Raw genomic sequence first — 23,934 nt, forward strand, 5'->3', positions numbered from 1 at the left:
ATGAACAAAAACAATTGCATTTGCAGTCCGGCAGCCGTTAAACGACTGCCCGTATCTCATATAAGGTAGAGGAGCGAGAACACCAATACGGTGAACAGTATTAAACTCATGACAACTTCCATTGCCGGGCTGTATCGAGTTGCTTCATTATTTCGGTCAGTGAACGGATTCAGCCAAGTCATCGGATTTTTAAACTTCTGTGTGAGGAATCTGGCGATATCCCAAATTTTATCTTCGACACGATCATAGAAGTTATCTACACCGTTCACAAAAACCTTTCGTGTGAGTGGAGCTGCTTTTCTGTAAAACCAGTCCACATCAAGCGCGATAATCAGCTCACCGGCAAGCTTTTTGCGCAACAGCCAGAATCCGGCAAAGGTCATCAAACTAATTTGTGTAATCTCCACAAAGTGATACACCGTAAAGGGATTATAGTCATATTCGAAAGGGAGGTACATGTAAAGCGCTTGCGGATAGAGGCCATAAAAAATACAGGCGAATGCCGCAATTCCCATCCCGATGTACATATTCTTCGGGATCGGCTTAACGTCAATATCGTTATCCTCCTTCCCGAACCAAGTGTAGTAGGGAAGTTTCAATCCAACACTCAGGAATGTGCCTACCGAAGCAAACAGGAGCATCAGCATTGCCATTTCGTTATGGGCATAGCCGGCTGCGCTAATCGTCATCGATTTACTGATGTATCCGTTAAAAAGCGGCAGACCTGAAATGGAAAATCCGCCTACGAGGTAGAGACCCAGAACATAAGGCATTTTTTTGGCGAGGCCGCCGAGATGCACCAGCTTGGAGGTGCCTGTTGCGTACAGAACAGCTCCGGTACTCATAAAGAGGAGTGATTTATAGAGAATATGGCTATAAGCGTGTGCCGTAGCCCCATTCAGTGCCATGTCGGTACCTATCCCGATACCGCACACCATAAATCCAACCTGACTGATAATGTGATAGGCCAGAATTTCGCGAATGTCTTTACAGATTACCGCGTAAACAACGCCGTATATGGCCATGGCCGCACCGAACCAGATGAGTAATTCCCATCCCGGAAAAACACGTATCAAAACATAAACGGCGGATTTGGTAGTAAAGGCGCTCATAAATACCGCACCTGTAATGGTTGCCTTCGGGTAGGCATCTGCCAGCCATGTGTGCAGCGGAATGACTGCCGCGTTGATGGCAACACCCACAAGCATCAGCACATTGGCAATGGTGTAATTTTGTTCGAGGGACTCCACCATCAGCGAACCGGTGGTCATATAGTGCCAAATGATTCCGGCCAGGAGCAGTCCTCCGCCCAATATGTGATAGAGCAGATAGCGTGTACCGGCTTTATCGGATGCTTCTGTACGGTTCGCCCAGATCAACCAGGTGGAACTGACGGCCATCAACTCCCAGAATATGATGAGCGAGAGCAGGTCGCCTGCGTACGTAACGCCCAAGGCACTTCCTGCATAAACCAGAGCGTTGATCTGCTGACCAAGATCTTTGATATGCCAAGCATAGGTTCCCGCAACAAATGCCGTAATGGCAAAGATAATCCCAAATACACGGCTCAACGCATCCACTTCCATAACAATAAGCTCAAAATTACCCAGAGATGCCGTTACGGAGTATCCGTCGGGACGGGTAAGTACAAAAGCAAGCGCAGCGATGGGGAATATTAGAAACGCTGAGCTCCTGATTTTTTGTGGAAGCAGCGAGAGCAGAACCGCTCCGATAATTAAAATGACACCCGGTATGGTTAAAATCTCAATCATAGTAGTTGATGTCGCGGTTTACAATATTTTTAGCAATGAACTTGGCAAAGTAGATGATCACGATACAGCTTACAAAACCGAACAGCGCATAGAATGCAGGTATTGAGTTCCACCAGTGGCTGTCATAATCGGCCAGGTAGGTGAACTCCAGCACAAGCGTGACCAGAAACAGAATTCCTAATATGATCCAATGCCAGTTTTTCATGGTGATACAGAGTTAAAAAGTGATGTGCTGATTTGTGAAGCAAGATCGAAAAAGTTGAAAAACAGATTCGGGAAAAGGCCGAACAGAACAGAAAGTGTTGCCGTGACGATTATCGGGACTACCATAAACGGCGAGGCTTCCCCATATTTTTCGAGGCCTTCCCCTTTTCTGAAGTACGCCCGGTGAATGATCGGGAAGAAGTAACCTGCATTCAGCAGACCACTTACAATTAATATGATTACAGGGATCATCATATCCCCCTCAAGCGAACCGGAAACAAGGAAAAATTTACTGAAAAATCCGTTGATGGGTGGGATTCCGGCCAGTCCCATCGACCCGACGACAAATGCTCCCATGGTCCAGGGCATCACTTTGGCGATCCCGTTCAGGTTACTGATGTTTTCCCGATGAAGGTTTACAATGATGGCACCGGCGCAGAAGAAGAGGGTAATCTTCATGGTAGCGTGTGCCGCAATGTGCATAATGCCACCCTGAATGCCGAGTGGAGTTAAGAGCGCAATACCTAATACAATGTAGGACAGATGCCCTACGGTTGAATAGGCAAGCCGGCGTTTGAGATTATCCTGCGCAAAGGCGATCAGTGATGCAATCAGAATTGTGGCACCGGACAGTACAATTAAAATTTCGTTGAAGCCGTAATCGCCCATTACATCCACGCCGAAGACGTAACCGACAACACGAAGTACGGCAAAAACACCCGATTTTACAACGGCAACTGCGTGAAGCAGTGAACTAACGGGTGTGGGAGCTGCCATCGCTGCAGGCAGCCAGCCGTGAATTGGCATAATCCCCGCTTTAACGCCAACTCCGCCCAAAAACAGGATAAACATCACCAGCATCATGTGGTAGGGAATGTCGGCATCACCGAGAATTCCTCCCGGTGTAAAATCGAGGGTTCCGGTATAGTAGTAAACCATTCCGGCTGCAGCAATCAGGAGAAGACCGGCTGTAAGCGTGAATGCCAGGTATTTCCGTCCGGCTTTAATGGCATCGTCCGTTTCGGTATGAATAACCAGCGGATAGGTAGCAAGAGTTAAAAGTTCATAAAAGACAATAAAAGTAAGCAAGTTACCGGAGAAGGCAATCCCGATGGTTGCAGAGAGACAGATAGCAAAACTTGCGTAGTATCTCGTCTGTTTGTGCTCTTTGTGTCCGCGTACATAGCCGATGGAGTAGAAGGAGGTGAAGATCCATAGGCCGGATGCGATGACTGCGAAGAAAACTCCCAGAGGATCAGCGTTTAGTGCCAGCGGTAAACCCGGAGCCAGATCAAACAGATGGAGTGTAACACTCTCCCCATTCAAGGCTGATGGAAGCAGTGTCATAACCAGGCCAAACTTCACAAGTGCGGCAATAATTGTCCATGTCTCCCGAAGGTTGGGTTTGGATGAACTCCACAGTATGAGCGGAACCGCTGCAAGCGATGATAAAATTGCTAATAAAGGTACAAGCGTAAGATCCATCTATTTTGTGTGTAATTAATATCTTATAAACTGAATCTGATCAAAGTCATTTATTGGTTACATCGGAAATACATCAAACAGAATTCCCACAATGGCAGCATTTGCAAACCCAATCACAAAGAGTGCAATTGCGAGGACAGATGTTGGAAACATCATGCTGAAACTCACCTCATTTCGCTCTGCATCGGCTGCCTCTTTCTGATCTTTCTTCGGATTCATCATATATACATTTTCAAGAATTCTGAAGAAGTAGACTGCGTTGAGCAGCGAACTGATCAGAATTACAGCGAGGAAAATCCAGTTCTCATTATCAATGGTTCCAAGAGCGAGGTACCACTTGCTGAAGAATCCGGCAAGAGGCGGAAGGCCAACCATCGAAATGGCTGCAACGCTAAACCAGGCCATAGTCCAGGGATATTTTTTTCTGTAGGTGTCATCGAACAGGCTGATATCGGAGTGCCCCTCTTTCATCCGAAGGCTTCCGGCAATCAGGAACAGGCACGCTTTCATGACGGCGTGGTTGAGAACGTGGAGCAGTGCCCCGGCAAATCCAAGCGGATTGGCAAGGCTGAGCCCCATAATAATGTACCCGATCTGTGAAACACTACTGTAGGCCAGCATCCGCTTCATTTCTGTTTGAGCGATAGCCATAATGGAACCGTAAAGAATACCGACGGCCGCCAGGCTTCCGATAATTGTGGTCATCGGTATCACAGCATCTGTAAGTTCAACCCCAAACAGGTAGAAAACGATACGGAAGAGAATATAGGCGGCAACTTTTGTGCCGATAGGTGCAATGAGTGCAGTGGAGCTGGATGAAGCGTAGGTGTACGAATCGGGCAGCCATCCGTGCATTGGGAAGAGCGCCGCCTTAACTCCGATACCGACCACCATCAAAATGAGAGCGGCAACCACAGACGTATCAGCTGCAAAGTTTGGCAGCATGGCCGCCATGTCAATAATATTTAGGGTACCGGTAATGGTGTAAAGGAAACCAACTCCCAACAGGTAGAGTGTACCGCCTGCAGTACCGATTATCAGATATCTGAATGCGGCGTATGGGGCCGGCCGTGAACCAATGGCAATTAATGCATAACTGGCCAGTGAGGATATTTCAAGAAATACATAGAGATTGAAGAGATCGCCGGTCAGAATCATGCCGTTAAACCCGAGTAGTGCGAGCATCGCAAGCGCGAAATATGGCATCTCTTTCCCCGGATACTCCGTTCGGGCAATTTTACGAGAATGGATAAATACAAAAAATGCGACCGTATTGATCACCAGAATGAAGAAACCGGAGAGTCCGTCGTAAACAAATTCGATCCCCACCGGGGGCTCCCAGCCGCCAAAAAAGTAGCGGATGCTACCCGTTTGAAGATAGGAGGCAAAGCCGTAGAGAGAGAGTACGGACGCAATACCGGACCCTAAAACGGCAAGGGGCTGCGATGTGGATGGTCTCCACAGGCCGAATGCCGGAATCATAATGGCAAACAGTACAAATGTAAGGGCAATTAATGCGGGTAGGTGCGACTCAATCATTGAATTTCTTCTAACAGTTCCTGTTCGTCGAGGGTACCGTATCGGTTATAGATGGCCATCAAAAGGGTAAAGGCAACACCCAGGGTTGCCACACCAACAACAATGGCAGTAAGCATCAGTGTATGCGGCAGGGGGTTGAGATAGTTTGCAACCTGTTCAACCGGAATGTTTGCATCTCTTACGGGTACAGTTGCGTCCCATTTTGAAGCAATGGAGACAAAGTAGAGCACTACCGAGACCTGAAATATGGCCAGACCAATGGTTTTCTTTACCAAGTTCTTTTTAAATAGGATGCCATAGAGCCCCACGCATAGCAGAATTACCACAAACCAATAAGCGTAGTGGCCCAGAAAAAAATCAAGCATAATCTTCACCTTTTACCATGTTATCATAAATCATTACCAGGATTGCCATGACGGCAAGGCCGATACCGACTTCAATGATGAGAATTCCCCAGTAACGAACCATTGCGGGTTCCATTCCTGTAAATGGCAACAGTTCGTAATCCAGGAAATATCCACCCATAAGCATGGCTACCAGGCCTGTTGCAAAGTATATGATGACTCCGATTACAGCCAGGGGGGTAGTGGCAAACTCCTGAATTTGCAACCTTGAAACCCGGCGCCCGCCTGATATTCTGATTAATAAAACCGATGCGGCAAGAAGGGTTCCGCCCTGAAAGCCTCCGCCGGGGCTGTAGTGACCAAAAAAGATCACATACCAGCCAAAAAGCATGATGTAAGGTGTAAGAAGTCGGGACCCGAGCAGAACAATCGGGCTTTCATCCTGATGTCTCATACTACCCTCCGTCGGTTTCTCAGGATTAAAATAGTTATCAGGCCGGCTGTAAAAACCACAACCTGCTCACCAAACGTATCAATACTTCTGTAATCGCCTAAAATAACGGTTACAATATTGGGTGTTTTGGCATCATTATATGCCTCTTGAATCACGTAGCTTCCAACAACCGTTGTGCCTGTGATGCTCTCCTCGGCATGCATCAGGTTATCCGGATCACCCCGGTATGGGAGGTCGCTGGCCGCATAGATTAAGACAGATGCGAATAAAATCAATATGATGATTTTTAGTGCTTTCAATCGTTTGAATGTCTTGTGGTTTGATAGATTACAACAACATATAGTACTCCGGATACACCGGCACCGATCACGGCTTCAGTAAATCCCACGTCGATAGCGCCCATGGCTACAAAAAGAAGGGCCATCAAAAAGCTGAATACGGTAGTCATCACCACGGCAACCAGCAGGTCTTTCACCTCGAGGGCAACAATGGCCGAGATTAACAGAAATAGATAAATGACAAGCTCTAATTCCCAGATCATGATGTTTCTCCTCCTTTTTTATCGTCGTGAAGGAGTGGTTTCAGACCTTTTTTAAGCGCAGCTCTTGCAAGTGCGTGAGTACCGATGGGATTGGAGAGTGCAATAAAAAGGACAATTAAAAACAGTTTTCCACTGCTGAGCGTAAACCCCTCATAGATAATGAGTCCTACTATAACGAAGACAACTCCGAGTGTATCACTTTTACTTACAGCATGTGATCGTGAGTAAAAATCGGGTAATCTCAAGATCCCGATACTACCCACCAGCATGAAGATGATACCGAGCGATACAAACAGAATGGTGATAATGGATTGCGCTTCAAGCATTACGTCTTACTTTAGGTGATGATAAATATTTTGCGATGGCCAATACACCAATAAAGCCAAGAATGGCGTAAGCCAGGGTGATATCAATAAACATATCGATACGCCCGAACAGAAAGCCGATCAGGCAGACCAGAACAATGGTTTTTGTGGCAATGGCATTGGTAGCCAAAAGCCGGTCAAATAGGGTTGGCCCCTTCACAACCCTGATCAGCGGAACAGCGATAATAATGGTGAGTACCACAGCACTGTATAGAAAAAAGTTTTCCATTAAGAATTAGTTTTTAGTCGTGATTTCAATATCACTGATTACCTGGCGCTCTTCCGTTTCAAAAAGTTTAAGTACTTCCCGCGGCATTTCGTCCGAAATAATCCCGGAATAAGATGATTCGTCAAGAGCGTGCACCAGAAAGTTGTCTCCGTCAATGTCTACGGTCAGTGTTCCGGGGGTAAGTGTGATGGAGTTGCCTAAGATCATTTTTGCGTGTGCACTCGGGAGATCTACTTTAAACGTAACCACACTCAGTTTTGTAGGAAGTGCGGGATTTGCGATCACTTTAACTACATGAAAACCTGCTACAATGATTTGATAAATCATCCAGAAAAAGTAGTAAACCGCTCTGAAGTAACGCAGTTCTTTCAGGTCGTCCATGTCGTCTTCGAAAAAACGGTGCGTCTTAAGTTTGTAGTTGATAGCCATCACACCGGCTACGGAAAGCACACCCATGGTTAGATGCACTGCATCAAAAAAACCGCTCATAACCACCCAGAACAACATCAAAGAGATGAACGAGAGCGATAAACTATATAGCGAGAGCTTATTCATTAGTTAGCGTTAAAAAATTGATGACGTTTTGTTTTTCGGCCTATAAACTATCAAAAAGGTGATATCAACCGCAATAAAAATCGAACGGTTTAGGATTTGTTTACAAATTTCAAAAAAACCAAGATTCGTTATATCCTTCAGTAAAATGTTTCTTAAATTTAGAGCTGAAATTGAAAAAGCACTTGAACGGGGATGTACAGTTTTCCTTCGTCTGAGGTTTAACTTGGGGAAGAATTTTGTATCTTTGCCACCTGAAAAAGAGGCTGCATTACGGCAGCGAAATAAAAGATTAAGTGCTCAACATTTTAATTAACCTGTTTGAATGGAGTCACCTACAGCGCTTGTAAGTCTTATTGTTGGTTTACCGCTTCTCGGTTTTTTAATAAACGGGATTCTGGGCCTTTCATCAGATTCGTACCGATCTAAAAAAAGTGTAATTGGTACACTTGCCAACTTTGCGGTATTTATCCCTTTTTTAATCACACTCTACCTGTTTTTTAACTTTAATCCGGAAACAGGAGCTCTGAATGCGAAGCTCTTTACCTGGATTGAGGCCGGCAGTTTTAGTGTCGATATTGCTTACCAGATCGATCAGCTCTCGCTGATTATGATGATGGTGGTAACCGGTGTCGGCTCACTGATTCACCTCTACTCGATCGGCTATATGTCGCACGATCCGGGCTTTTGGAAGTTTTTCGCCTATCTGAACCTCTTCATCTTTGCGATGTTGAATCTGGTGATGGCAGACAATCTTCTCCTGCTTTTCCTCGGATGGGAAGGCGTGGGTCTCTGTTCGTATCTGCTCATTGGGTTCTGGTACACCGATATGAGTAAATCGGACGCCGCCAAAAAAGCTTTTCTATATAACAGGGTAGGGGATTTTGCATTTCTGATTGCAATTTTTGCCATTTTTGAAGCTGTAGGTAGTCTGAAGTTTGATGTGATTTTGGCAAACCTCGACGCATTTTCGGCAAGCTGGTCGTTCTGGGTTCCGTTCCTGATGTTCATTGGGGCAACCGGTAAAAGCGCTCAGATTCCGCTATTTGTTTGGCTGCCCGATGCGATGGCCGGCCCGACTTCCGTCTCTGCCCTGATTCACGCGGCAACGATGGTTACATCCGGAATTTATCTGATTACCAGACTCTCACCAATGTATGTGTTGAGCCCTGAAGTGATGATGATTGTGGCTGTGATCGGTGCACTTACAGCTATTGTGGCTGCAACAATAGCCATTACACAAAACGATATTAAAGGGGTTCTGGCCTACTCTACGGTTTCTCAGCTTGGTTTTATGTTCCTGGCACTGGGTTCAGGTGCATTTACTGCTGCGCTTTTTCATGTGGTAACTCATGCATTTTTCAAAGCTTGTCTCTTCCTGGGTTCCGGTTCAGTTATTCACACCATGGAGCATGTGGAGCATAAACTCCACGATGATGGAAAAGATGTTCATTTTGACCCGCAGGATATTCGAAATATGGGTGGTCTTCGAAAATATATGCCATCCACCTACAAAACCTTTTTGATTGCAACGGTAGCCATTGCCGGAATTCCGCCACTGGCCGGATTCTTTTCAAAGGATGAGATCGTAATGCACGCCTTTAATATGGGTTTTGGTGAGTTTGCCGGTGCGATGTACTTCATCCTTTGGGGTGTAGCCACAATTACTGCATTCCTGACCGCATTCTATATGTTCCGTTTAACGCTGACCACATTCCATGGCTCGTTTAAACTTCCGCAAAAAGTGAAAGGTGCAGAAAATGCAGAGTCATATCTGCACGAGAGCCCATCAACTATGACGATTCCGCTTTGGGTTCTTGCAGGGCTTTCCATTGTGGGTGGTTTTATCGGGATCCCGAACTTTATTTCAAAAACGTTCGGCGGCGACGGGCACATCAACTGGCTCCACGACTGGCTTTCGCCCATTGCATCTGATATTCCGCTCACGCTTTCAATTGCGGCGGAATGGGTTCTCATGATCTTTGCCATTGCAGTGGCTGTTGGTTCTGTTATGCTGGCTTTTAAAATGTATGGAAACGATCAGCAGGAGGAGTCGGATGCCAAAATCGCCAACCGGTTTGGTACTCTTTATCAAATCTGGAAGCAGAAGTATAACCTCGACGAAGCATACGAAGGCGCAGTGGTTCATCCCACGGTACGGTTTTCAGACAAAGTGCTGGCTGTATTTGACATGAAAGTTGTTGACGGAATTGTAAATGCAGTAGCCGGAATTGTTCGTCTGATCGGCAGTCTGCTTCGATATATTCAAACCGGAATTACCACCAATTACGCACTCTTTCTACTGCTGGGCGTGATTTTGGTCCTCTCAATGATACTCTTTTAAACGATTTTGTAGATTAGGTAAATATGGAGATCCTACTAAATATTACGATCTATCTTCCGCTATTAGGTATAGCGGCAATACTGTTGATGAAGAACGAATCGGCTGTGAAATGGAGCAGTTTGGTGGTGACTACGGCTACGTTCCTGTTATCCCTTCCACTCTTCTTTAATTTTGATATTGCATCCTCATCCGTACCGCAATATGTGACGGAAGGCGGGGCAATTTTTGCCGGAATGGATGTTAAATATCTTGTCGGTCTTGACGGACTGAGCATGTTGCTGTTTATGCTTACTACGCTCATGGGGCCCATTGTGATACTTTCATCCTGGAACTCCGTTACGAAAAGCCTTAAAGGATACTATGCGATGCTGCTTCTGCTTCAGACGGCATCTCTCGGTGTTTTTGCCGCACTCGACCTGGTTGTGTTCTATGTGTTTTTTGAACTATCGCTGATTCCAATGTACTTCCTGATCGGAATCTGGGGCGGGAGTGACAAAATCCGTGCTACCATCAAATTTTTTATCTACACACTGGTGGGTTCGCTTATCATGCTTGTTGCACTGCTCTATCTTGGCTTTCATGCCGGCGCAGCAATGGGGGGTGTAGACTTCACCGCTGACTGGAGATTTATTTCAAGTCCGGAATACACGATTGGTTTGGTTGAGCAGACATGGCTCTTTCTGGCATTTTCTCTCGCATTCTGTATTAAAGTGCCACTCTTCCCATTTCATACATGGTTGCCATATGCTCACACCGAAGCACCCACTGCCGGTTCTGTCGTACTTGCGGCAATAATGTTGAAGATGGGAACGTACGGTCTGATTCGTGTTGTACTTCCCGCATTCCCGAATGCGTTCATGGAGTTTGCTCCATATATGGCCGTATTGGCTGTCATCGGAATTATTTACGGTGCGCTGGTGGCGATGGTTCAGAAAGATGTGAAGAAATTAGTTGCCTACTCATCAGTAAGTCACATGGGGTTTGTAGTACTTGGAATTTTTGCTCTGAATGACATTGCAATGCAGGGCGCTATCATTCAAATGATTAATCACGGGTTGGCTACCGGAGCTCTTTTCCTGATTGTGGGTATGATTTACGATCGCCGGCACACCCGAATGATTTCAGACTATGGCGGAATAGCAAAGCAGGTACCTGTATTTGCCGTCATGTTTATGATTGCAACTCTTGCATCTATCGGTCTTCCCGGGTTGAACGGATTTATCGGTGAGTTTTTGATTTTGAACGGATCATTTAGCTCGGCACTCTATGCAAATAAAGTGTACGCCATTCTTGCCGCCACGGGTGTGATTCTTGCAGCAGTCTATATGCTCTGGATGTTTCAGCGTGTACTTTTTGGGCCAATCACCAATGAAGAGAATAAAAAGCTGACCGACCTTAATATGCGCGAAATCGGTCTGTTGATTCCTCTTGTACTATTTATGGTGTGGATTGGAATTCGCCCGGTTGATTTTACACAGTATTCTGAAGAGTGGGTAGAAACTTTTATTACAACTTCTGAAGAGAAAAGCATGGCAGTGTTAGATCAGGCCGACATGAATGAGCTTCCAAACTGGACGACTAAAATCTACAATGTGGAAGAGCATCAGTCAGGTTCTCAATTTTTGGTAAATAAAACAGACTAATACTATGGAGCCACTCACAAAAGAAGAGATTGAGTCGCATTTGAAAGAACTGAGTAACTGGTCGTTCAAAGATGATCAGATCGGAAAAGATTTCAGTTTTGACAACTTTAAAGATGCACTCGCTTTTATGGTGAAGGTTGGTTTTGAGGCTGAAGATCTTGGGCATCACCCCAACTGGAGTAATGTTTACAACTCCGTCTCTATTCAGCTTAATACACACGATGCAGACAACAAGGTTACGAAGAAAGATATTCAACTCGCAAAGGCGATAGACAAGATTTACAAAAAGAACTGAAATGAACTATTTGCACGATATTCAATCCTTTTTGCCGGGTATAGTTGTTGCGATAACCGGTTTAACCGCTATTCTTATAACAGCTTTTAAGAAGAGTACCGGCCTGGTTTACAACGTATCATTGGCCGGTCTGGTTGTGGCTACAATATTAGCGATCCAATCACTTTTTGGTGAGGCCGGCACTTCCTTTTCCGGAATGATTGTATATGGAGGGCCTGCTGCATTCGGCGGAGTGATTATAACTCTCGGTACGCTGTTGTCTCTGATCTTATCCCGGGAATATTTACAGTCAAAAGGGCTGGAGTCTGGCGAGGTGTACGGTATGATGCTTTTTGCAACCACCGGTATGCTGGGGCTGGCTGCATCCAACGATTTGATCAGCCTGTTTGTAAGTCTTGAGACCATGTCTATTAGTCTTTATGTACTGGCCGGTTTGTGGTACTCCAAAAACTATGGTGCAGAGTCTGCACTCAAATACTTCTTGCTTGGTGCATTTTCGACCGGATTTTTACTCTACGGAATTGCCTTGATCTACGGAGCAACCGGTCATACCAACTTCATGGAAATTGCTGCTGCCGCAGATACTTCTCTGCTGTTTTTAGGAGGAGTGGGGATGCTATTGGTAGGGTTGTTTTTTAAAATATCTGCAGTTCCATTCCATATGTGGACTCCGGACGTATATCAAGGAACTCCCACCACACTTACCGGATATATGGCAACAGCAGGTAAGGCAGCCGCATTTGTTGCCTTTATCCTCGTTCTGTCCAGAATGCTTTCAGGATCAGAAACAGGCGAATGGAGTCATGTAATTTCCGTTGTGGCTATTCTAACTATGATTGTCGGTAATCTGATTGCTCTTGCGCAGGACAATGTAAAGAGAATGCTTGCATACTCCAGTATTGCTCATGCCGGCTATTTGATGGTTGGCCTTGCGGCAGGTACGGCAGCAGGCTACAGCGGTGTGCTTTACTATCTGTTTGCATACACACTGATGAACATAGGTGCTTTTGGAGTTATTGCGTTTTATGAAAGAAATAAAGAACTCGATTTTACGGAGATCGACAGTTATGCAGGACTGGGATATAAAGTTCCTGCCATGGGTGTAATGCTCTCAATATTTCTCTTCTCTCTGGCCGGAATTCCCCCGTTTGTAGGCTTTGTCGGTAAGTACTATGTGTTTGCTGCCGCAGTTCAGGCAGACATGGTTATGTTGGCAATTGTAGGTGTACTCGCGAGTGCGGCCAGTGTTTACTACTATCTGAGAGTGATGGTATATATGTACTTCAAAGAGGCGCACAAAGAGTACTCTCTCAAATCTCCCGGAATGCTGTTCAAGCTTCTATTGATCCTGCTTGCGGTTCTGACGGTTTATTATGGAGTGGAGCCGGTACTGCCAACGACCGGTCTTTTCGAGCTTCTTACATCTTTTAGCTACGTGTAGCAATAAAATACTTGCTCAGATTTTAAATGGTAAAAAGGCTCTCACTTGAGAGCCTTTTCTGTTTGTGAGGCAGGTGAGAATATCTGAGTGCAATAGATTGTGGATCTCCGTTTCAATCCGTATCTTTATAGGCTCTGTTGTCGGCGTAACGTACGACGACTGTTTTCAAACAGAAAACAACCAAAGATAACCTACATATTATAGAATGAAGAAAGATTTCTACGAACTGACTTACATTCTGAATCCCGTTCTCGACGATGAGAAGTTTTCAGAGCTTGTAAGTTATGTGAACAAACTGATTGAAGATAACGGCGGTGACGTCGTTGAAGTTGATGAGTGGGGTGTTAGAAAGCTCGCCTACGATATCGACAAGAAAAGTTCCGGTTACTACGTGAACATGTACTTCAATGCTCCGGCCGATGCGATTAATGTGGTTGAGCGAAATATGAGAATTCATGATGACATCATGAGGTATCTCACGCTCAAGTACGATCCGAAGATGACTCGTTACTATGAACTCAGAAAGAAAGGCGAAGTGCCAACTATTTTTGAAGAGGTAGAGGAAGAGAACGACGATAACGACGACGAATAAATCAAATTAGGGAATAGATTATGATTAACAATCCATCGCATCCAAAGAAAGGGCACCTTAAAAGTAAAGAGTGCAAGTTTACTAAAGCAGGTATTGAATATATCGACTACAAGCAGACTGATGTTTTAGAGCGCTTTATGAACGATCAGGGCAAAATACTGCCTCGCCGGGTAACGGGTACCAGTGCACGGCATCAGCGAATGCTCTCCAGAGCTGTAAAAAGAGCACGATTTTTGGCTCTGATTCCATATGTAACCGAAAACATGCGATAAGACACAGATATTAGATTATGAAGCTTATTTTAAAAGAAGACGTAGATAAATTAGGTTCTGCCGGTGATCTAGTTGACGTGAAACCCGGTTACGGACGAAATTTTCTGATCCCAAAAGGGAAAGCAGTTCTGGCTACTGAAGGTGCCATTCGACAATATGAGCACCTCAAACGAGAAGCAGCTTTGAGAGCTGAACTTTCTGTAGAAGCAGCCAAAGAATTGGCGCAACAACTCGAGAACACCTCCGTTACAATTCCTGTAACAGTTGGCGAAGACGAAAAAATTCACGGCACGGTTACAAATATCCAGGTTGCAGAGGCTCTTGAAGAGCGGGATATTTTGGTTGACCGACGTAAGATTTCGCTTGATCAGGATATCAAAACATTGGGTGAATACACCGCAACTGTTGAAGTTCTTGGAGAGCTTAAGCCACAAGTTAAGGTTTGGGTTGTTAAAGAGGACTAAGATTGATGTTCTGAGAGTTTAATCTCTTAATTCGATTTATTAAATGAATAAAATTGGATTTTTAATGGGGATCGTCTTTATGGCGTTATCCCCATTTTTTGTATATGGACAACTTCTCGATCCGGTAGATTACCGTATCACAAATTCTCCGGAAACCGCTCAGGCCGGGGAAATTTTTAGCGTTGAGGTCGAGGCAACGATCGAAGGTGACTGGCACCTCTATTCCGTTTTAAATGATCCGGATGCCGGGCCTTATCCAACAACTTTCTCTTCTGGTTCAACCCGAATGGCAGTAGCCGGGCAAGTGGAAGAGAGCGAAGCAGTAATTGCATTCGATCCTAATTTTCAGACAGAACTTGGCTGGCACTCAAACGGAGCCGATTTTAAAATCCCAGTAGCCTTTCGGTCAGAGCTGGAAGGTGAACAAACCATTGTGCTGGAGGTTCTCTACCAGGTATGTGACGATGTCTCCTGTTTACCGCCAAAAACAAAAACGATTGAGGCATCAATCGTTCTGGATGGAGTTGCAGAGAACCCATATACAGATTTTGAAGAGATAGGGGAAACAGAAGAACTTGTTGCATTCGAATTAACCAGTTCAGGCGGCGTCCCTCTGGATGATCTTTGGGGGTATATCTGGATTGCAATTACTGCCGGCCTTGCGGCGCTCTTAACGCCCTGTGTATTTCCATTGATACCTCTTACAGTGTCCTATTTTTCCAACCAGGGCTCAGGACAAAAGGGAGAGAAGAAATCCAATATTGGGCAGGCGTTAATTTTTGGACTCTCCATAATTTTAATATTTACCGGATTGGGAGCTATCCTTTCCGTAATTCTCGGAGTGAGCGGTGTAAGTCAGTTTGCATCTAACCCGTGGGTGAATCTGTTTATCGGCATGCTCTTTATCTTTTTTGGGGTGAGCCTTCTTGGTCTATTTGAACTGAGGCTTCCCTATCAGCTTACCAACTGGCTGAACAGAAAAAGCAACGAGAGCGGTGGTGTGACAGGTACCCTTTTTATGGGCTTTACAATCAGTGCTGTCTCTTTCTCTTGCACAGCACCATTTGTGGGGGCTATTTTAGCCGCAACGGCAGGAGGAGAGTGGTTCTATCCAATTGTGGGGATGCTGGCGTTCTCAACGGCTTTTGCGCTGCCATTTGTACTCCTGGCACTATTCCCGAGCTATTTAGAGTCTCTGCCCAAAAGCGGATCCTGGATGAACGTGGTAAAAGTGATTCTTGGGTTTGTAATTTTAGCAGCATCCATCAAGTTTTTGGCGAATGCCGACATTATTTGGGATTGGGGAATTGTTACGAGGCCGCTGGGTATCGCCGCCTGGATCACATTCTTTCTGCTTGCCGGATTTTACATACTTGGATTTTTTGCACTTCATGGCGAGGAGCGCCCAAAATCAATTACAACCGGTCGTTTACTGCTTGCGATTCCATTTTTGCTCTTTAGCCTTTATTTGACCCCCGGTATGATGGGCGCATCACTTGGAATTTGGGATGCGTGGCTTCCTGCTTCCAAGGCAACGGATGTAAGTGTCGTTCGCTCAATTAGCAGTTCAGGAGGCGGGGCTGCTCAAGAGTCCATCTGGTCGGATGATTACGATGCCTCTGTTGAAAAAGCGATCGCAGAAAACCGCCCGATATTTATCGATTTTACGGGGTATACATGCACCAACTGCCGGGCTATGGAATCTACTGTTTTTCCATTGGAAAATATCCAAGATAGGTTTTCCCAGATGGAAAATGTAAAGCTCTACACGGACGGCGGCTCTAAAGCTGAAGAGAATCAGCAGTTTCAATTCGATCTTACCGGTACCCTTGCTCTTCCCACCTATGTAATTGTAGATCCGCACAGCGGACAAGTACTGGATCAATTGATTGGCTTTACAAGGGCTCCAGATTTTGAAGAATTTCTAAATAGAGGAATTGAGCGATATCGGCAGGTTCGATCGTAAAAGTGAATTCAATGCATCTCTGCACAGAAAAAAGTGGCATTTAAAGTATCTAAACGTTTTTTTACATAAAAACTGACTCACAGATAAAATTTAGCAAAATAAATAGTGATTCAGTTTGGCAGTTAGGGATATGATCTAATATATTCCACGATACGAACATGTAAACACAGTCGAACACAGATTTTTAATATTTATTCAGTATTAAATTAAGGATCTGTCTTTGACATTGAAGTGCAAATGATCTATCATTTTGCTTCAATTTTAGCTCTTAACCAAAACTTAACGCGGAGTAATAGTATGACTTCATCTTTAGCTCTCTTTTTTCTTCAAGCTGGAGCTGATGCTGGCTTTTTTAACGTAATCGTCGAAAAATTTAATGAAGGTGGTGAATTCATGTGGCCTGTATTGATAGCCCTGATTCTTGGATTGGCTATCTTTCTTGAGCGCATCATCACATTGAACCTGGCTGATATCAACACCAGAAAATTTATCCTCGAGGTGCAGGAAGCACTGCAGGAAGGCGGTATTCCAGCTGCACAAGAACTTTGTGCTTCTACAAGAGGTCCAGTTGCATCAGTATTTCAGGCCGGCCTTATGCGTGCGGATGAAGGTGTAGAGGCTGCTGAAAAGGCCATTACAACTTACGGTTCAATTGAAATGAGTTTCCTTGAAAGAGGACTTGTTTGGCTTTCACTCTTTATTTCTATTGGTCCGCTACTCGGATTCCTCGGTACTGTAGTAGGTATGATTGAGGCGTTTGATGCCATTGAAGCAGCAGCGGATATTTCTCCGTCTCTTGTAGCTCGCGGTATTAAAATTGCGCTTTTGACAACTGCAGGTGGTCTGTTGGTAGGTATTATTCTTCAGATCGGGTACAACTACTGTGTATCAAAAATTGACCGAATTATTTCAGACATGGAAGAAGGCTCCATTACTCTGATCGACTCTATTATTCTTCTGAAAGAAGGAAAGCAAATTGTTCCTGACAACGACTCAGACGAAGCCTAAAACAAACCATAACCCAAACAATCAAAGGAAATTATTATGATTGATAATTTAGCTATAGGGTTAGTATTAGGCCTGATTGGTATAGGAGTAGTAGGAATACTGGTTTCCGGAATTCGAAATGTAATTAACGGTAAATCAGACCTGAAGCGAGTAGGTATTATGGGTGTTCCCGTAGCCGTTTTCGCAATCTCCTATGCTTCGCTGGGTACAGCTAACCAGGCGGGTGTTGCCACCATGTTATTTATGATTGGTGTCATGCTTGTCGGTATTGTGATAACAGGAACCCGCGGAACATTTAAATTTTAAATGTATGCTTAATAAAAAGCGAAATAGAGAAAGCGGTGAGATCGACGGTTCATCCCTTGCGGATATCGCCTTTCTTTTGCTCATCTTCTTTCTTGTTGTAACCACTATTGATGTCGATACAGGTATTGGTCTGGTCTTACCTCCCATACCTGACGATATTGAACCCCCACCGGTACGGGAGCGTAACCTGATGAATATTCTGGTTAATGCTCAGGGTATGATTCTGATTGATGAAGAACCTGCTTCAATCGGCGAGGTGCGAGATCGTATCAAGCGCTTTGTTGATAATAATGGAGTAGATCCTGATCTGTCTGAATCTCCGGATGATGCGATTGTTTCTATCAAGACAGACAGAAGAACGCCATACAACATTTATATAGACATGCTTGATGAAGTTATGGGTGCATACGCCGAACTCCGCCATCAGGCATCTATGGACAGATTTGGTGTGCCGTTCACGTCACTTGAACAAAACAGTGAAAGACACACTGAGATACGTGATGCGTATCCTAAGAAAATCTCAATCGCAGAACCTGACGAGGGGTAACGGATATGGCACATTTTAAGAAGAAACAAGCAGGAACTAAGCAGGGTGTACCAACATCTGCAATGCCTGATGTTGTATTTATGCTTCTCATTTTCTTTATGGTAACAACTGTATTGAGAGAAGTTGAGCTGCAGGTGCAGGTAAATTACGCTGCTGCCGAAAACATTGAAAAAATCGAACAGAAGCGTCTTGTGAGTTATATCTACATCGGGCCTGAAAGACTCTCAGGCAACCGGTTAGGTGAAACTCGTGTACAGATTGACGACGCTCTTATTGATGACATGGGTTCCATCAGGACTATTATGTATGACAAACTGATGGAAGAACCCCGATTGATCGTTTCTCTGCGTGTTGATGAAGACTCTGAATTCGGTATTATTACTGATGTCCAGCAGGAACTTCGACATGCCGGTACACTGAGGATAAACTACTCTACCCGACGAGAGATCTAAATCAACATTATTAACTAACATTTTAAAAGGCATTTGCCCTCACTATCGGGTAACTGCCTTTTTTTATTTAATCACCATGGCAAAAAACAAAGAGTTTCAGCAGATACAGGATATCGGTTTTAAATCGATGATTGATAAGTTTAAAGACTACACCGGTAGCAAACGGAGCAAGGTGGTAAAAGGAATTGGGGATGATGCTTCTGTAGTAAGAGAAACCGACGGAAACTTAACATGTACCACCTCTGAGATATTTTTGGAAGGAGTACATTTTGATCTGACCTACACACCGTTTACGCACCTGGGCTATAAAATCGTTACGGCAGCCGTTAGTGATATTTATGCTATGAATGCTGAACCTCTACAGATTCTGATTGATGTAGCTGTACCCAATAAGTACTCTGTCCAGATGATAGAAGAGCTCTACAAAGGGATTGACGCGGCAGCTAAGGATTATAACGTTCAGGTTACAGGCGGGGATACAACGGCATCACATCAGCTTTTGGCAATCTCTGTAACGGCCACAGGTTCTGCTGCGGAAAAGGATATTATTTTTCGGGCGGGTGCTAAACAGGGAGATATTATCTGTGTGACCGGTGAACTTGGAAGTGCCATTGCCGGTTTGAGAATTCTGCTTAGAGAAAAGAAGGCGTGGCAGGAGAATCCTGAGCAGCAGTTCCAGCCCGACTTACAGGCTTATGAACATGTTGTTCAGCGTCAACTTCTCCCAAAAGCCAGAATTGATCTTTATCAAGCTCTTGGAGAGTCTGACATTAAGCCCAACTGCATGATTGATTTGACACAAGGACTTGTGGCAGATCTGACAGAAGTTCTTAGGCAATCGGGGGTAGGTGCAGAGATCTATTCTCCCGCTGTTCCAATCAGTCTCGAAGCGCGAAATGTGGCCGATGAGATGAATGAGGACGTTGATAAGTATGCTTTTTACGGCGGTGAAGATTTTGAGATGCTGTTTACTTTACCTGAACCACTCGTGGAAAAATTCAAAGCTGAGTTTGATGATTTTATTGTAATTGGACGTATTTCAGATAAGGATAAACAACTCACCGTTAATACGGGAGAAGAGCACAATTATCAAATTGATTTGAACTAACCGGGCATGAAAATGAGGTCAATTACGTTGTAACGGGGTGCATGAATCACGTCAGCGTAAAAAAGTGAAACTGCATAATGTTACAGAAAAGAGTTATATTTAATGCTCTTTTAGTTTTACCAAAGAAGATTTAATGGCTAAGAAAAATATATCAAAAAAAAGCTCTAAAGATTCTAAATCTGACGAGTCAAAAAAAGCGCCCAAATTTCCCAACTGGATCTATTTAGTCCTGTTTTTGGTACTGATTGCTTTTAATTTCTATTTCATCCCGGGAGAAAGCTCTGAGCGAATTAAGTACAGCGAATTTCTGGAATATGTTCAGAAAGGGTATGTAGATGAAATTCTGATCACTAATGGAAAAAACATCCAGGGTGAATACTCCGAAAAAGCTTTCGAGGAGGGAATTGCAGAACGACCGGAGCCCTCTGAAAATCGATGGGATCGATCGGAAGGCAGTGGCAGTAAGTTTACAACTACTATGCTTGAGGGAGATGATATCCGCTCTACACTCGATGAACATGGTGTGGTTTATGATGTTCGAATCGAGGAGAATTGGTTTAGCGGAATTCTCATCTGGTTAATACCCATAGCTCTGATCATCGCTTTCTGGGTATTTATTTTCAAACGGATGAATCCGGGTCAGCAGGTTCTGAACATTGGCAAAAATAAAGCTAGTCTTTACGATAAACAGACAGAAAGTAAAGTATCTTTTAAGGATGTAGCAGGGTTACAGGAAGCAAAAGCAGAAGTTGAAGAAGTTGTAGAGTTTCTCAGTAATCCAAAGAAATTCACAAACCTTGGTGGTACGCTTCCAAAGGGCGTTTTGTTGGTAGGCCCTCCGGGAACCGGGAAAACCCTGTTGGCAAAAGCTACAGCCGGTGAAGCGGATGTTCCGTTCTTTTCTCTGAGTGGCTCCGATTTTGTTGAAATGTTTGTAGGTGTTGGTGCAGCCCGGGTTCGGGATCTGTTTAAACAGGCAAAGGAGAAGGCACCATGCATTGTATTTATAGATGAGATCGACTCCATTGGACGTACGCGAGGACGCGGAATGCAGATGAGTTCCAACGATGAACGCGAGAATACACTGAATCAGCTGCTAAGTGAGATGGATGGTTTTAACAGTGACAAAGGTGTGATTATCATGGCGGCTACCAACCGCCCGGATATTCTCGATTCGGCACTCCTGAGGCCTGGGCGATTTGATCGACAGATCATGATTGATAAACCGGATCTGAATGGCCGAATGCAAATTCTGGACGTTCACTCCAAAAAACTGAAGTTATCTGATAAGATTGACATGAAGGTCCTGGCATCTCAAACTCCGGGGTTTGCCGGTGCAGATCTTGCGAATCTCTGTAATGAAGCCGCATTGATGGCCGCTCGCCGAGGAAAGAAGGCTGTGGAAATGATCGATTTCCAGGATGCTATCGAACGTGTGGTTGCCGGCTTAGAGAAGAAAAACAAACTGATCAGCAAGGATGAACGAAAGATTGTTGCATACCATGAAGCCGGACACGCAATCGTTGGCTGGTTCCTAGAACACACTGACCCCGTTTTAAAAGTGAGCATCGTTCCGAGAGGTTTTGCTGCACTTGGATATACGCTTCAAACACCGCTTGAAGATCGATTTTTGATGACAACCGAAGAGCTCGAAGATAAAATCTGTGCACTTTTGGGAGGGCGAGTTGCTGAAGAGATCATATTTGGAAAAATCTCCACCGGAGCTCAAAATGATCTGGAGCGAATTACCAATATGGCGTTTGCAATGGTTGCCGAATATGGGATGAGTGATGAACTTGGCTATATTTCACTGAAAGATTCCAACAGCCCGAACGACAGCTACGGATTTAATAAAAAATATTCCGAAAATACAGCTCAAAAGATAGATGATGCGGTTCGTGCAATCATTCAACGGAATTACACCCGAACCATCGAATTGCTGAATGAGCATAGGGATAAGCTTGAGGAGATGGCCGAAACACTTCTCGATAAAGAAGTTCTGAATCATATAGATCTGAGAGAGATGCTCGGAGATCGACCCAGTGGAAATTACCCTGAGGGGATTTTTGAGAGCGAAGATCAGAAAAAAGCAATTACGAATGGATCGACCTCCTCTGAAGATAGCAACGAGCAACCTGAAGAGGGAGATCGAAAGGAGGAAGTAGATGTAACTGATTCAACATCTGATTCTGATTCGGTAGATGACACCGAGGAATCAGAGAAGTCTTGATTAATGACAGTTAATTGTGTTTAAAGAGCTGCTTGCTGTCGGTAAGCAGCTCTTTTAGTTTGTCATTACCCTGAGAGTGTTACTGCCACTTCTTATTATTTTGATAACATATCAGTAACGAGTTCATAATGTAGCGGGGATAAGTTGTAACTGTTGAAACTCAACAGTAATCAAAAACAACTTTTTCCAAATATTATGGACATCAAAATTTTAGTAAAACCACTTCTTATTGCTTCGCTTGCAATGGGTATCTTCGTTTCATGCGGTGATGATGATAACCCGGTTGGACCGGATCCGGAACCGGAGCCGGAAGAGCAGCACCCTTATGCTGATGATATCGTTGAGAATGGAGTCATAATTTCGGGACCAATTGACGGAGACAGAACATTCAGTGCAGACTCTGTCTATTATCTCGATGGTTATGTTTTCGTAGAAAGCGGTACCCTGACGATTGAGCCCGGAACAGTCGTGATGGCGTTTGAAACTCCATCATCAGTAGCCGAAGGAAACGAAACCTCCCTCATTATTACCCGAAACGCTCAAATCGACGCACAGGGAACGCCTGAAAATCCTATTATATTTACATCGGAATTTGATGAAGAGCCATTAGGAGGAAGCATTACTCTTGATGAAACGAACTCCAAACTTTGGGCCGGAATTATTATGCTGGGTAATGCTCCTGCCTATACCAACGGGAATACAGATTCAATTCAGATTGAAGGAATTGTGGATCCTGACGAAAGATCACAATATGGCGGTGATGAAGAGAATCATAGTTCAGGAATTATGCGCTACGTTTCCATTCGATTTACCGGTGCAGAGATTGGGCCGGGTGATGAGATTCAGGGACTGACCCTGGGGGGTGTTGGTGCCGGAACAACTCTGGAGTATATCGATATTTTTGTCTCAGCAGATGATGGAATTGAGATATTCGGCGGTACGGTTGATATCAGACATATTTCAGTTGCATTCTCTGAAGATGACTCTTTCGATTTTGACTTGGGATGGACCGGAACAGGTCAGTACCTTTTTGCAATGCAAGGCGGTAACGATGCAGACAAAACTGCAGAGTGGGATGGCGCCTCACCTGATAATGCCCCACTCTACTCAAACGCCAGGCTTTATAACATGACCCTTTTGGGTACCGGTTACAACGCTACATTCCCGGGTGACGGTAACCCAACAGTAATTATGAGAGACGGTTCTGCCTACTCCATCTACAACTCTATTATTGCTGAGGCAAATGGATTAGGGATTGAAATTGAGGACAGGGGAGAGTCTGAAGATTCTTTCGATAAAACGGTTCTTGATGTAAATGGTGACGGTGCCGCAGTTGCCGGTAACATCTGGTACACAGGAAATGCAACCAGCATTGAGACGATGATTCATGTGACTGATCATCCGGATGTTCACGATGCTGACGGCTCTCAAATTGCAGCATGGCTTACAAATCTTGGTAATGTGTTTGAAGATCCTGAATTGGGGGGTGTTTGCCGAACTCAAGGCTGTGGAGTGTTAAATCCGGTTCCTGCCTCCGCATCAGCCACAACGATCGCTGCCACCGTAGCAGACTCTAATGTAGATCAAACAACGTATGTTGGTGCGTTTGAACCCGGACAACCACTTTGGATTTCCGGATGGACTACCTTAGCTCGATACGGATATCTTGCTGACTAATCATCCTGAGAACCTCCGTAAAAAGGGAAGCTGATTCAGCTTCCCTTTTTTGTTTACACAAGCTTAACAAAGTGATAACGCTGAGGAAGCATTTGTCAGGTAAT

At 44.6% G+C, this 23,934-nt stretch carries 26 protein-coding genes; 15 read left to right on the plus strand and 11 right to left on the minus strand.

What is annotated here, in order from left to right:
* Nucleotides 1-56: 56 nt before the first annotated feature.
* Genes BG260_RS04665 through BG260_RS04715 form a run of 11 tightly spaced genes read right to left on the minus strand, consistent with a single transcriptional unit; the run spans nucleotide 57 to nucleotide 7,488 of the window.
* A complete protein-coding gene (locus BG260_RS04665) occupies nucleotides 57-1,772 on the minus strand; it encodes a Na(+)/H(+) antiporter subunit D (RefSeq protein WP_069130791.1) in 1,716 nt (571 codons plus the stop codon).
* Nucleotides 1,765-1,977: a hypothetical protein gene (locus BG260_RS04670; protein ID WP_069130792.1), complete on the minus strand. Its 213-nt coding sequence runs from the start codon at nucleotides 1,975-1,977 to the stop codon at nucleotides 1,765-1,767. Before BG260_RS04670 ends, BG260_RS04665 begins: the two co-directional genes overlap by 8 nt.
* Nucleotides 1,974-3,461 (minus strand): monovalent cation/H+ antiporter subunit D family protein, encoded by a 1,488-nt coding sequence (locus tag BG260_RS04675; protein ID WP_069130793.1) that lies wholly within the window; start codon nucleotides 3,459-3,461, stop codon nucleotides 1,974-1,976. Before BG260_RS04675 ends, BG260_RS04670 begins: the two co-directional genes overlap by 4 nt.
* Nucleotides 3,462-3,518: 57 nt before the next feature.
* Nucleotides 3,519-5,000, minus strand: coding sequence for a complex I subunit 5 family protein (locus tag BG260_RS04680; RefSeq protein WP_069130794.1), 1,482 nt, complete (start codon nucleotides 4,998-5,000; stop codon nucleotides 3,519-3,521).
* Nucleotides 4,997-5,365, minus strand: coding sequence for a cation:proton antiporter subunit C (locus tag BG260_RS04685; RefSeq protein ID WP_069130795.1), 369 nt, complete (start codon nucleotides 5,363-5,365; stop codon nucleotides 4,997-4,999). The genes BG260_RS04680 and BG260_RS04685 overlap by 4 nt, the downstream gene beginning before the upstream one ends.
* Entirely contained in the window at nucleotides 5,358-5,798 is a 441-nt protein-coding gene (locus BG260_RS04690) for an MnhB domain-containing protein (RefSeq protein ID WP_069130796.1), read from the minus strand. Before BG260_RS04690 ends, BG260_RS04685 begins: the two co-directional genes overlap by 8 nt.
* Nucleotides 5,795-6,097 (minus strand): hydrogen gas-evolving membrane-bound hydrogenase subunit E, encoded by a 303-nt coding sequence (mbhE, locus tag BG260_RS04695; protein WP_069130797.1) that lies wholly within the window; start codon nucleotides 6,095-6,097, stop codon nucleotides 5,795-5,797. Before mbhE ends, BG260_RS04690 begins: the two co-directional genes overlap by 4 nt.
* On the minus strand, nucleotides 6,094-6,339 hold the full coding sequence (locus BG260_RS04700; RefSeq protein WP_069130798.1) for a Na(+)/H(+) antiporter subunit B: 246 nt from the start codon (nucleotides 6,337-6,339) through the stop codon (nucleotides 6,094-6,096). Before BG260_RS04700 ends, mbhE begins: the two co-directional genes overlap by 4 nt.
* Nucleotides 6,336-6,665, minus strand: a complete 330-nt coding sequence (gene mnhG / locus BG260_RS04705; RefSeq protein WP_069130799.1) for a monovalent cation/H(+) antiporter subunit G — start codon at nucleotides 6,663-6,665, stop codon at nucleotides 6,336-6,338. Before mnhG ends, BG260_RS04700 begins: the two co-directional genes overlap by 4 nt.
* A complete protein-coding gene (locus BG260_RS04710) occupies nucleotides 6,658-6,933 on the minus strand; it encodes a monovalent cation/H+ antiporter complex subunit F (protein ID WP_069130800.1) in 276 nt (91 codons plus the stop codon). Before BG260_RS04710 ends, mnhG begins: the two co-directional genes overlap by 8 nt.
* Before the next feature lie 6 nt (nucleotides 6,934-6,939).
* Nucleotides 6,940-7,488, minus strand: a complete 549-nt coding sequence (locus BG260_RS04715) for a Na+/H+ antiporter subunit E (RefSeq protein WP_069130801.1) — start codon at nucleotides 7,486-7,488, stop codon at nucleotides 6,940-6,942.
* Nucleotides 7,489-7,810: 322 nt separating this feature from the next.
* Between BG260_RS04715 and nuoL the strand changes: the two genes are divergently transcribed.
* From nuoL to BG260_RS04790, 15 genes are all read left to right on the plus strand, one after another.
* Nucleotides 7,811-9,829 (plus strand): NADH-quinone oxidoreductase subunit L, encoded by a 2,019-nt coding sequence (nuoL, locus tag BG260_RS04720; RefSeq protein ID WP_069130802.1) that lies wholly within the window; start codon nucleotides 7,811-7,813, stop codon nucleotides 9,827-9,829.
* 23 nt (nucleotides 9,830-9,852) lie between these two features.
* On the plus strand, nucleotides 9,853-11,472 hold the full coding sequence (locus BG260_RS04725; protein WP_069130803.1) for a complex I subunit 4 family protein: 1,620 nt from the start codon (nucleotides 9,853-9,855) through the stop codon (nucleotides 11,470-11,472).
* 4 nt (nucleotides 11,473-11,476) lie between these two features.
* A complete protein-coding gene (locus BG260_RS04730; protein WP_069130804.1) occupies nucleotides 11,477-11,767 on the plus strand; it encodes a 4a-hydroxytetrahydrobiopterin dehydratase in 291 nt (96 codons plus the stop codon).
* 1 nt (nucleotide 11,768) lies between these two features.
* Nucleotides 11,769-13,208, plus strand: coding sequence for an NADH-quinone oxidoreductase subunit N (locus tag BG260_RS04735; protein WP_069130805.1), 1,440 nt, complete (start codon nucleotides 11,769-11,771; stop codon nucleotides 13,206-13,208).
* Between the two features lie 205 nt (nucleotides 13,209-13,413).
* Complete coding sequence (rpsF, locus tag BG260_RS04740; protein ID WP_069130806.1) at nucleotides 13,414-13,800, plus strand: 30S ribosomal protein S6; 387 nt, start codon at nucleotides 13,414-13,416, stop codon at nucleotides 13,798-13,800.
* A 20-nt stretch (nucleotides 13,801-13,820) separates the two neighbouring features.
* The gene (rpsR, locus tag BG260_RS04745) at nucleotides 13,821-14,072 is read left to right on the plus strand and encodes a 30S ribosomal protein S18 (protein WP_069130807.1); all 252 of its coding nucleotides are present in this window, start codon (nucleotides 13,821-13,823) and stop codon (nucleotides 14,070-14,072) included.
* Nucleotides 14,073-14,089: 17 nt separating this feature from the next.
* On the plus strand, nucleotides 14,090-14,536 hold the full coding sequence (gene rplI, locus BG260_RS04750) for a 50S ribosomal protein L9 (RefSeq protein ID WP_069130808.1): 447 nt from the start codon (nucleotides 14,090-14,092) through the stop codon (nucleotides 14,534-14,536).
* A 43-nt stretch (nucleotides 14,537-14,579) separates the two neighbouring features.
* A complete protein-coding gene (locus tag BG260_RS04755) occupies nucleotides 14,580-16,502 on the plus strand; it encodes a protein-disulfide reductase DsbD family protein (protein ID WP_069130809.1) in 1,923 nt (640 codons plus the stop codon).
* Nucleotides 16,503-16,799: 297 nt separating this feature from the next.
* A complete protein-coding gene (locus BG260_RS04760) occupies nucleotides 16,800-17,510 on the plus strand; it encodes a MotA/TolQ/ExbB proton channel family protein (RefSeq protein ID WP_069130810.1) in 711 nt (236 codons plus the stop codon).
* Nucleotides 17,511-17,546: 36 nt separating this feature from the next.
* Nucleotides 17,547-17,816: a hypothetical protein gene (locus BG260_RS04765; RefSeq protein WP_069130811.1), complete on the plus strand. Its 270-nt coding sequence runs from the start codon at nucleotides 17,547-17,549 to the stop codon at nucleotides 17,814-17,816.
* 4 nt (nucleotides 17,817-17,820) lie between these two features.
* Entirely contained in the window at nucleotides 17,821-18,363 is a 543-nt protein-coding gene (locus BG260_RS04770) for an ExbD/TolR family protein (protein ID WP_069130812.1), read from the plus strand.
* 5 nt (nucleotides 18,364-18,368) lie between these two features.
* A complete protein-coding gene (locus BG260_RS04775) occupies nucleotides 18,369-18,815 on the plus strand; it encodes an ExbD/TolR family protein (RefSeq protein ID WP_069130813.1) in 447 nt (148 codons plus the stop codon).
* 76 nt (nucleotides 18,816-18,891) lie between these two features.
* The gene (gene thiL / locus BG260_RS04780; RefSeq protein ID WP_069130814.1) at nucleotides 18,892-19,923 is read left to right on the plus strand and encodes a thiamine-phosphate kinase; all 1,032 of its coding nucleotides are present in this window, start codon (nucleotides 18,892-18,894) and stop codon (nucleotides 19,921-19,923) included.
* A 133-nt stretch (nucleotides 19,924-20,056) separates the two neighbouring features.
* Nucleotides 20,057-22,153 (plus strand): ATP-dependent zinc metalloprotease FtsH, encoded by a 2,097-nt coding sequence (gene ftsH / locus BG260_RS04785; protein ID WP_069130815.1) that lies wholly within the window; start codon nucleotides 20,057-20,059, stop codon nucleotides 22,151-22,153.
* 195 nt (nucleotides 22,154-22,348) lie between these two features.
* Nucleotides 22,349-23,830, plus strand: a complete 1,482-nt coding sequence (locus BG260_RS04790) for a hypothetical protein (protein ID WP_069130816.1) — start codon at nucleotides 22,349-22,351, stop codon at nucleotides 23,828-23,830.
* The last annotated feature ends 104 nt before the right edge of the window (nucleotides 23,831-23,934 follow it).

Origin of the sequence: Rhodohalobacter halophilus (assembly GCF_001715195.1) — a bacterium.
In the GTDB taxonomy this organism is placed as follows: Bacteria; Bacteroidota; Rhodothermia; order Balneolales; family Balneolaceae; genus Rhodohalobacter; species Rhodohalobacter halophilus.

Bases quoted from the DNA above. Each gene is read 5' to 3' on its own strand.
- BG260_RS04665 (WP_069130791.1), bottom strand. From the start codon at position 1,772: ATGATTGAGATTTTAACCATACCGGGTGTCATTTTAATTATCGGAGCG.
- BG260_RS04670 (WP_069130792.1), bottom strand. From the start codon at position 1,977: ATGAAAAACTGGCATTGGATCATATTAGGAATTCTGTTTCTGGTCACG.
- BG260_RS04675 (WP_069130793.1), bottom strand. From the start codon at position 3,461: ATGGATCTTACGCTTGTACCTTTATTAGCAATTTTATCATCGCTTGCA.
- BG260_RS04680 (WP_069130794.1), bottom strand. From the start codon at position 5,000: ATGATTGAGTCGCACCTACCCGCATTAATTGCCCTTACATTTGTACTG.
- BG260_RS04685 (WP_069130795.1), bottom strand. From the start codon at position 5,365: ATGCTTGATTTTTTTCTGGGCCACTACGCTTATTGGTTTGTGGTAATT.
- BG260_RS04690 (WP_069130796.1), bottom strand. From the start codon at position 5,798: ATGAGACATCAGGATGAAAGCCCGATTGTTCTGCTCGGGTCCCGACTT.
- BG260_RS04700 (WP_069130798.1), bottom strand. From the start codon at position 6,339: ATGATCTGGGAATTAGAGCTTGTCATTTATCTATTTCTGTTAATCTCG.
- mnhG (WP_069130799.1), bottom strand. From the start codon at position 6,665: ATGCTTGAAGCGCAATCCATTATCACCATTCTGTTTGTATCGCTCGGT.
- BG260_RS04710 (WP_069130800.1), bottom strand. From the start codon at position 6,933: ATGGAAAACTTTTTTCTATACAGTGCTGTGGTACTCACCATTATTATC.
- BG260_RS04715 (WP_069130801.1), bottom strand. From the start codon at position 7,488: ATGAATAAGCTCTCGCTATATAGTTTATCGCTCTCGTTCATCTCTTTG.
- nuoL (WP_069130802.1), top strand. From the start codon at position 7,811: ATGGAGTCACCTACAGCGCTTGTAAGTCTTATTGTTGGTTTACCGCTT.
- BG260_RS04725 (WP_069130803.1), top strand. From the start codon at position 9,853: ATGGAGATCCTACTAAATATTACGATCTATCTTCCGCTATTAGGTATA.
- BG260_RS04730 (WP_069130804.1), top strand. From the start codon at position 11,477: ATGGAGCCACTCACAAAAGAAGAGATTGAGTCGCATTTGAAAGAACTG.
- BG260_RS04735 (WP_069130805.1), top strand. From the start codon at position 11,769: ATGAACTATTTGCACGATATTCAATCCTTTTTGCCGGGTATAGTTGTT.
- rpsF (WP_069130806.1), top strand. From the start codon at position 13,414: ATGAAGAAAGATTTCTACGAACTGACTTACATTCTGAATCCCGTTCTC.
- rpsR (WP_069130807.1), top strand. From the start codon at position 13,821: ATGATTAACAATCCATCGCATCCAAAGAAAGGGCACCTTAAAAGTAAA.
- rplI (WP_069130808.1), top strand. From the start codon at position 14,090: ATGAAGCTTATTTTAAAAGAAGACGTAGATAAATTAGGTTCTGCCGGT.
- BG260_RS04755 (WP_069130809.1), top strand. From the start codon at position 14,580: ATGAATAAAATTGGATTTTTAATGGGGATCGTCTTTATGGCGTTATCC.
- BG260_RS04760 (WP_069130810.1), top strand. From the start codon at position 16,800: ATGACTTCATCTTTAGCTCTCTTTTTTCTTCAAGCTGGAGCTGATGCT.
- BG260_RS04765 (WP_069130811.1), top strand. From the start codon at position 17,547: ATGATTGATAATTTAGCTATAGGGTTAGTATTAGGCCTGATTGGTATA.
- BG260_RS04770 (WP_069130812.1), top strand. From the start codon at position 17,821: ATGCTTAATAAAAAGCGAAATAGAGAAAGCGGTGAGATCGACGGTTCA.
- BG260_RS04775 (WP_069130813.1), top strand. From the start codon at position 18,369: ATGGCACATTTTAAGAAGAAACAAGCAGGAACTAAGCAGGGTGTACCA.
- thiL (WP_069130814.1), top strand. From the start codon at position 18,892: ATGGCAAAAAACAAAGAGTTTCAGCAGATACAGGATATCGGTTTTAAA.
- ftsH (WP_069130815.1), top strand. From the start codon at position 20,057: ATGGCTAAGAAAAATATATCAAAAAAAAGCTCTAAAGATTCTAAATCT.
- BG260_RS04790 (WP_069130816.1), top strand. From the start codon at position 22,349: ATGGACATCAAAATTTTAGTAAAACCACTTCTTATTGCTTCGCTTGCA.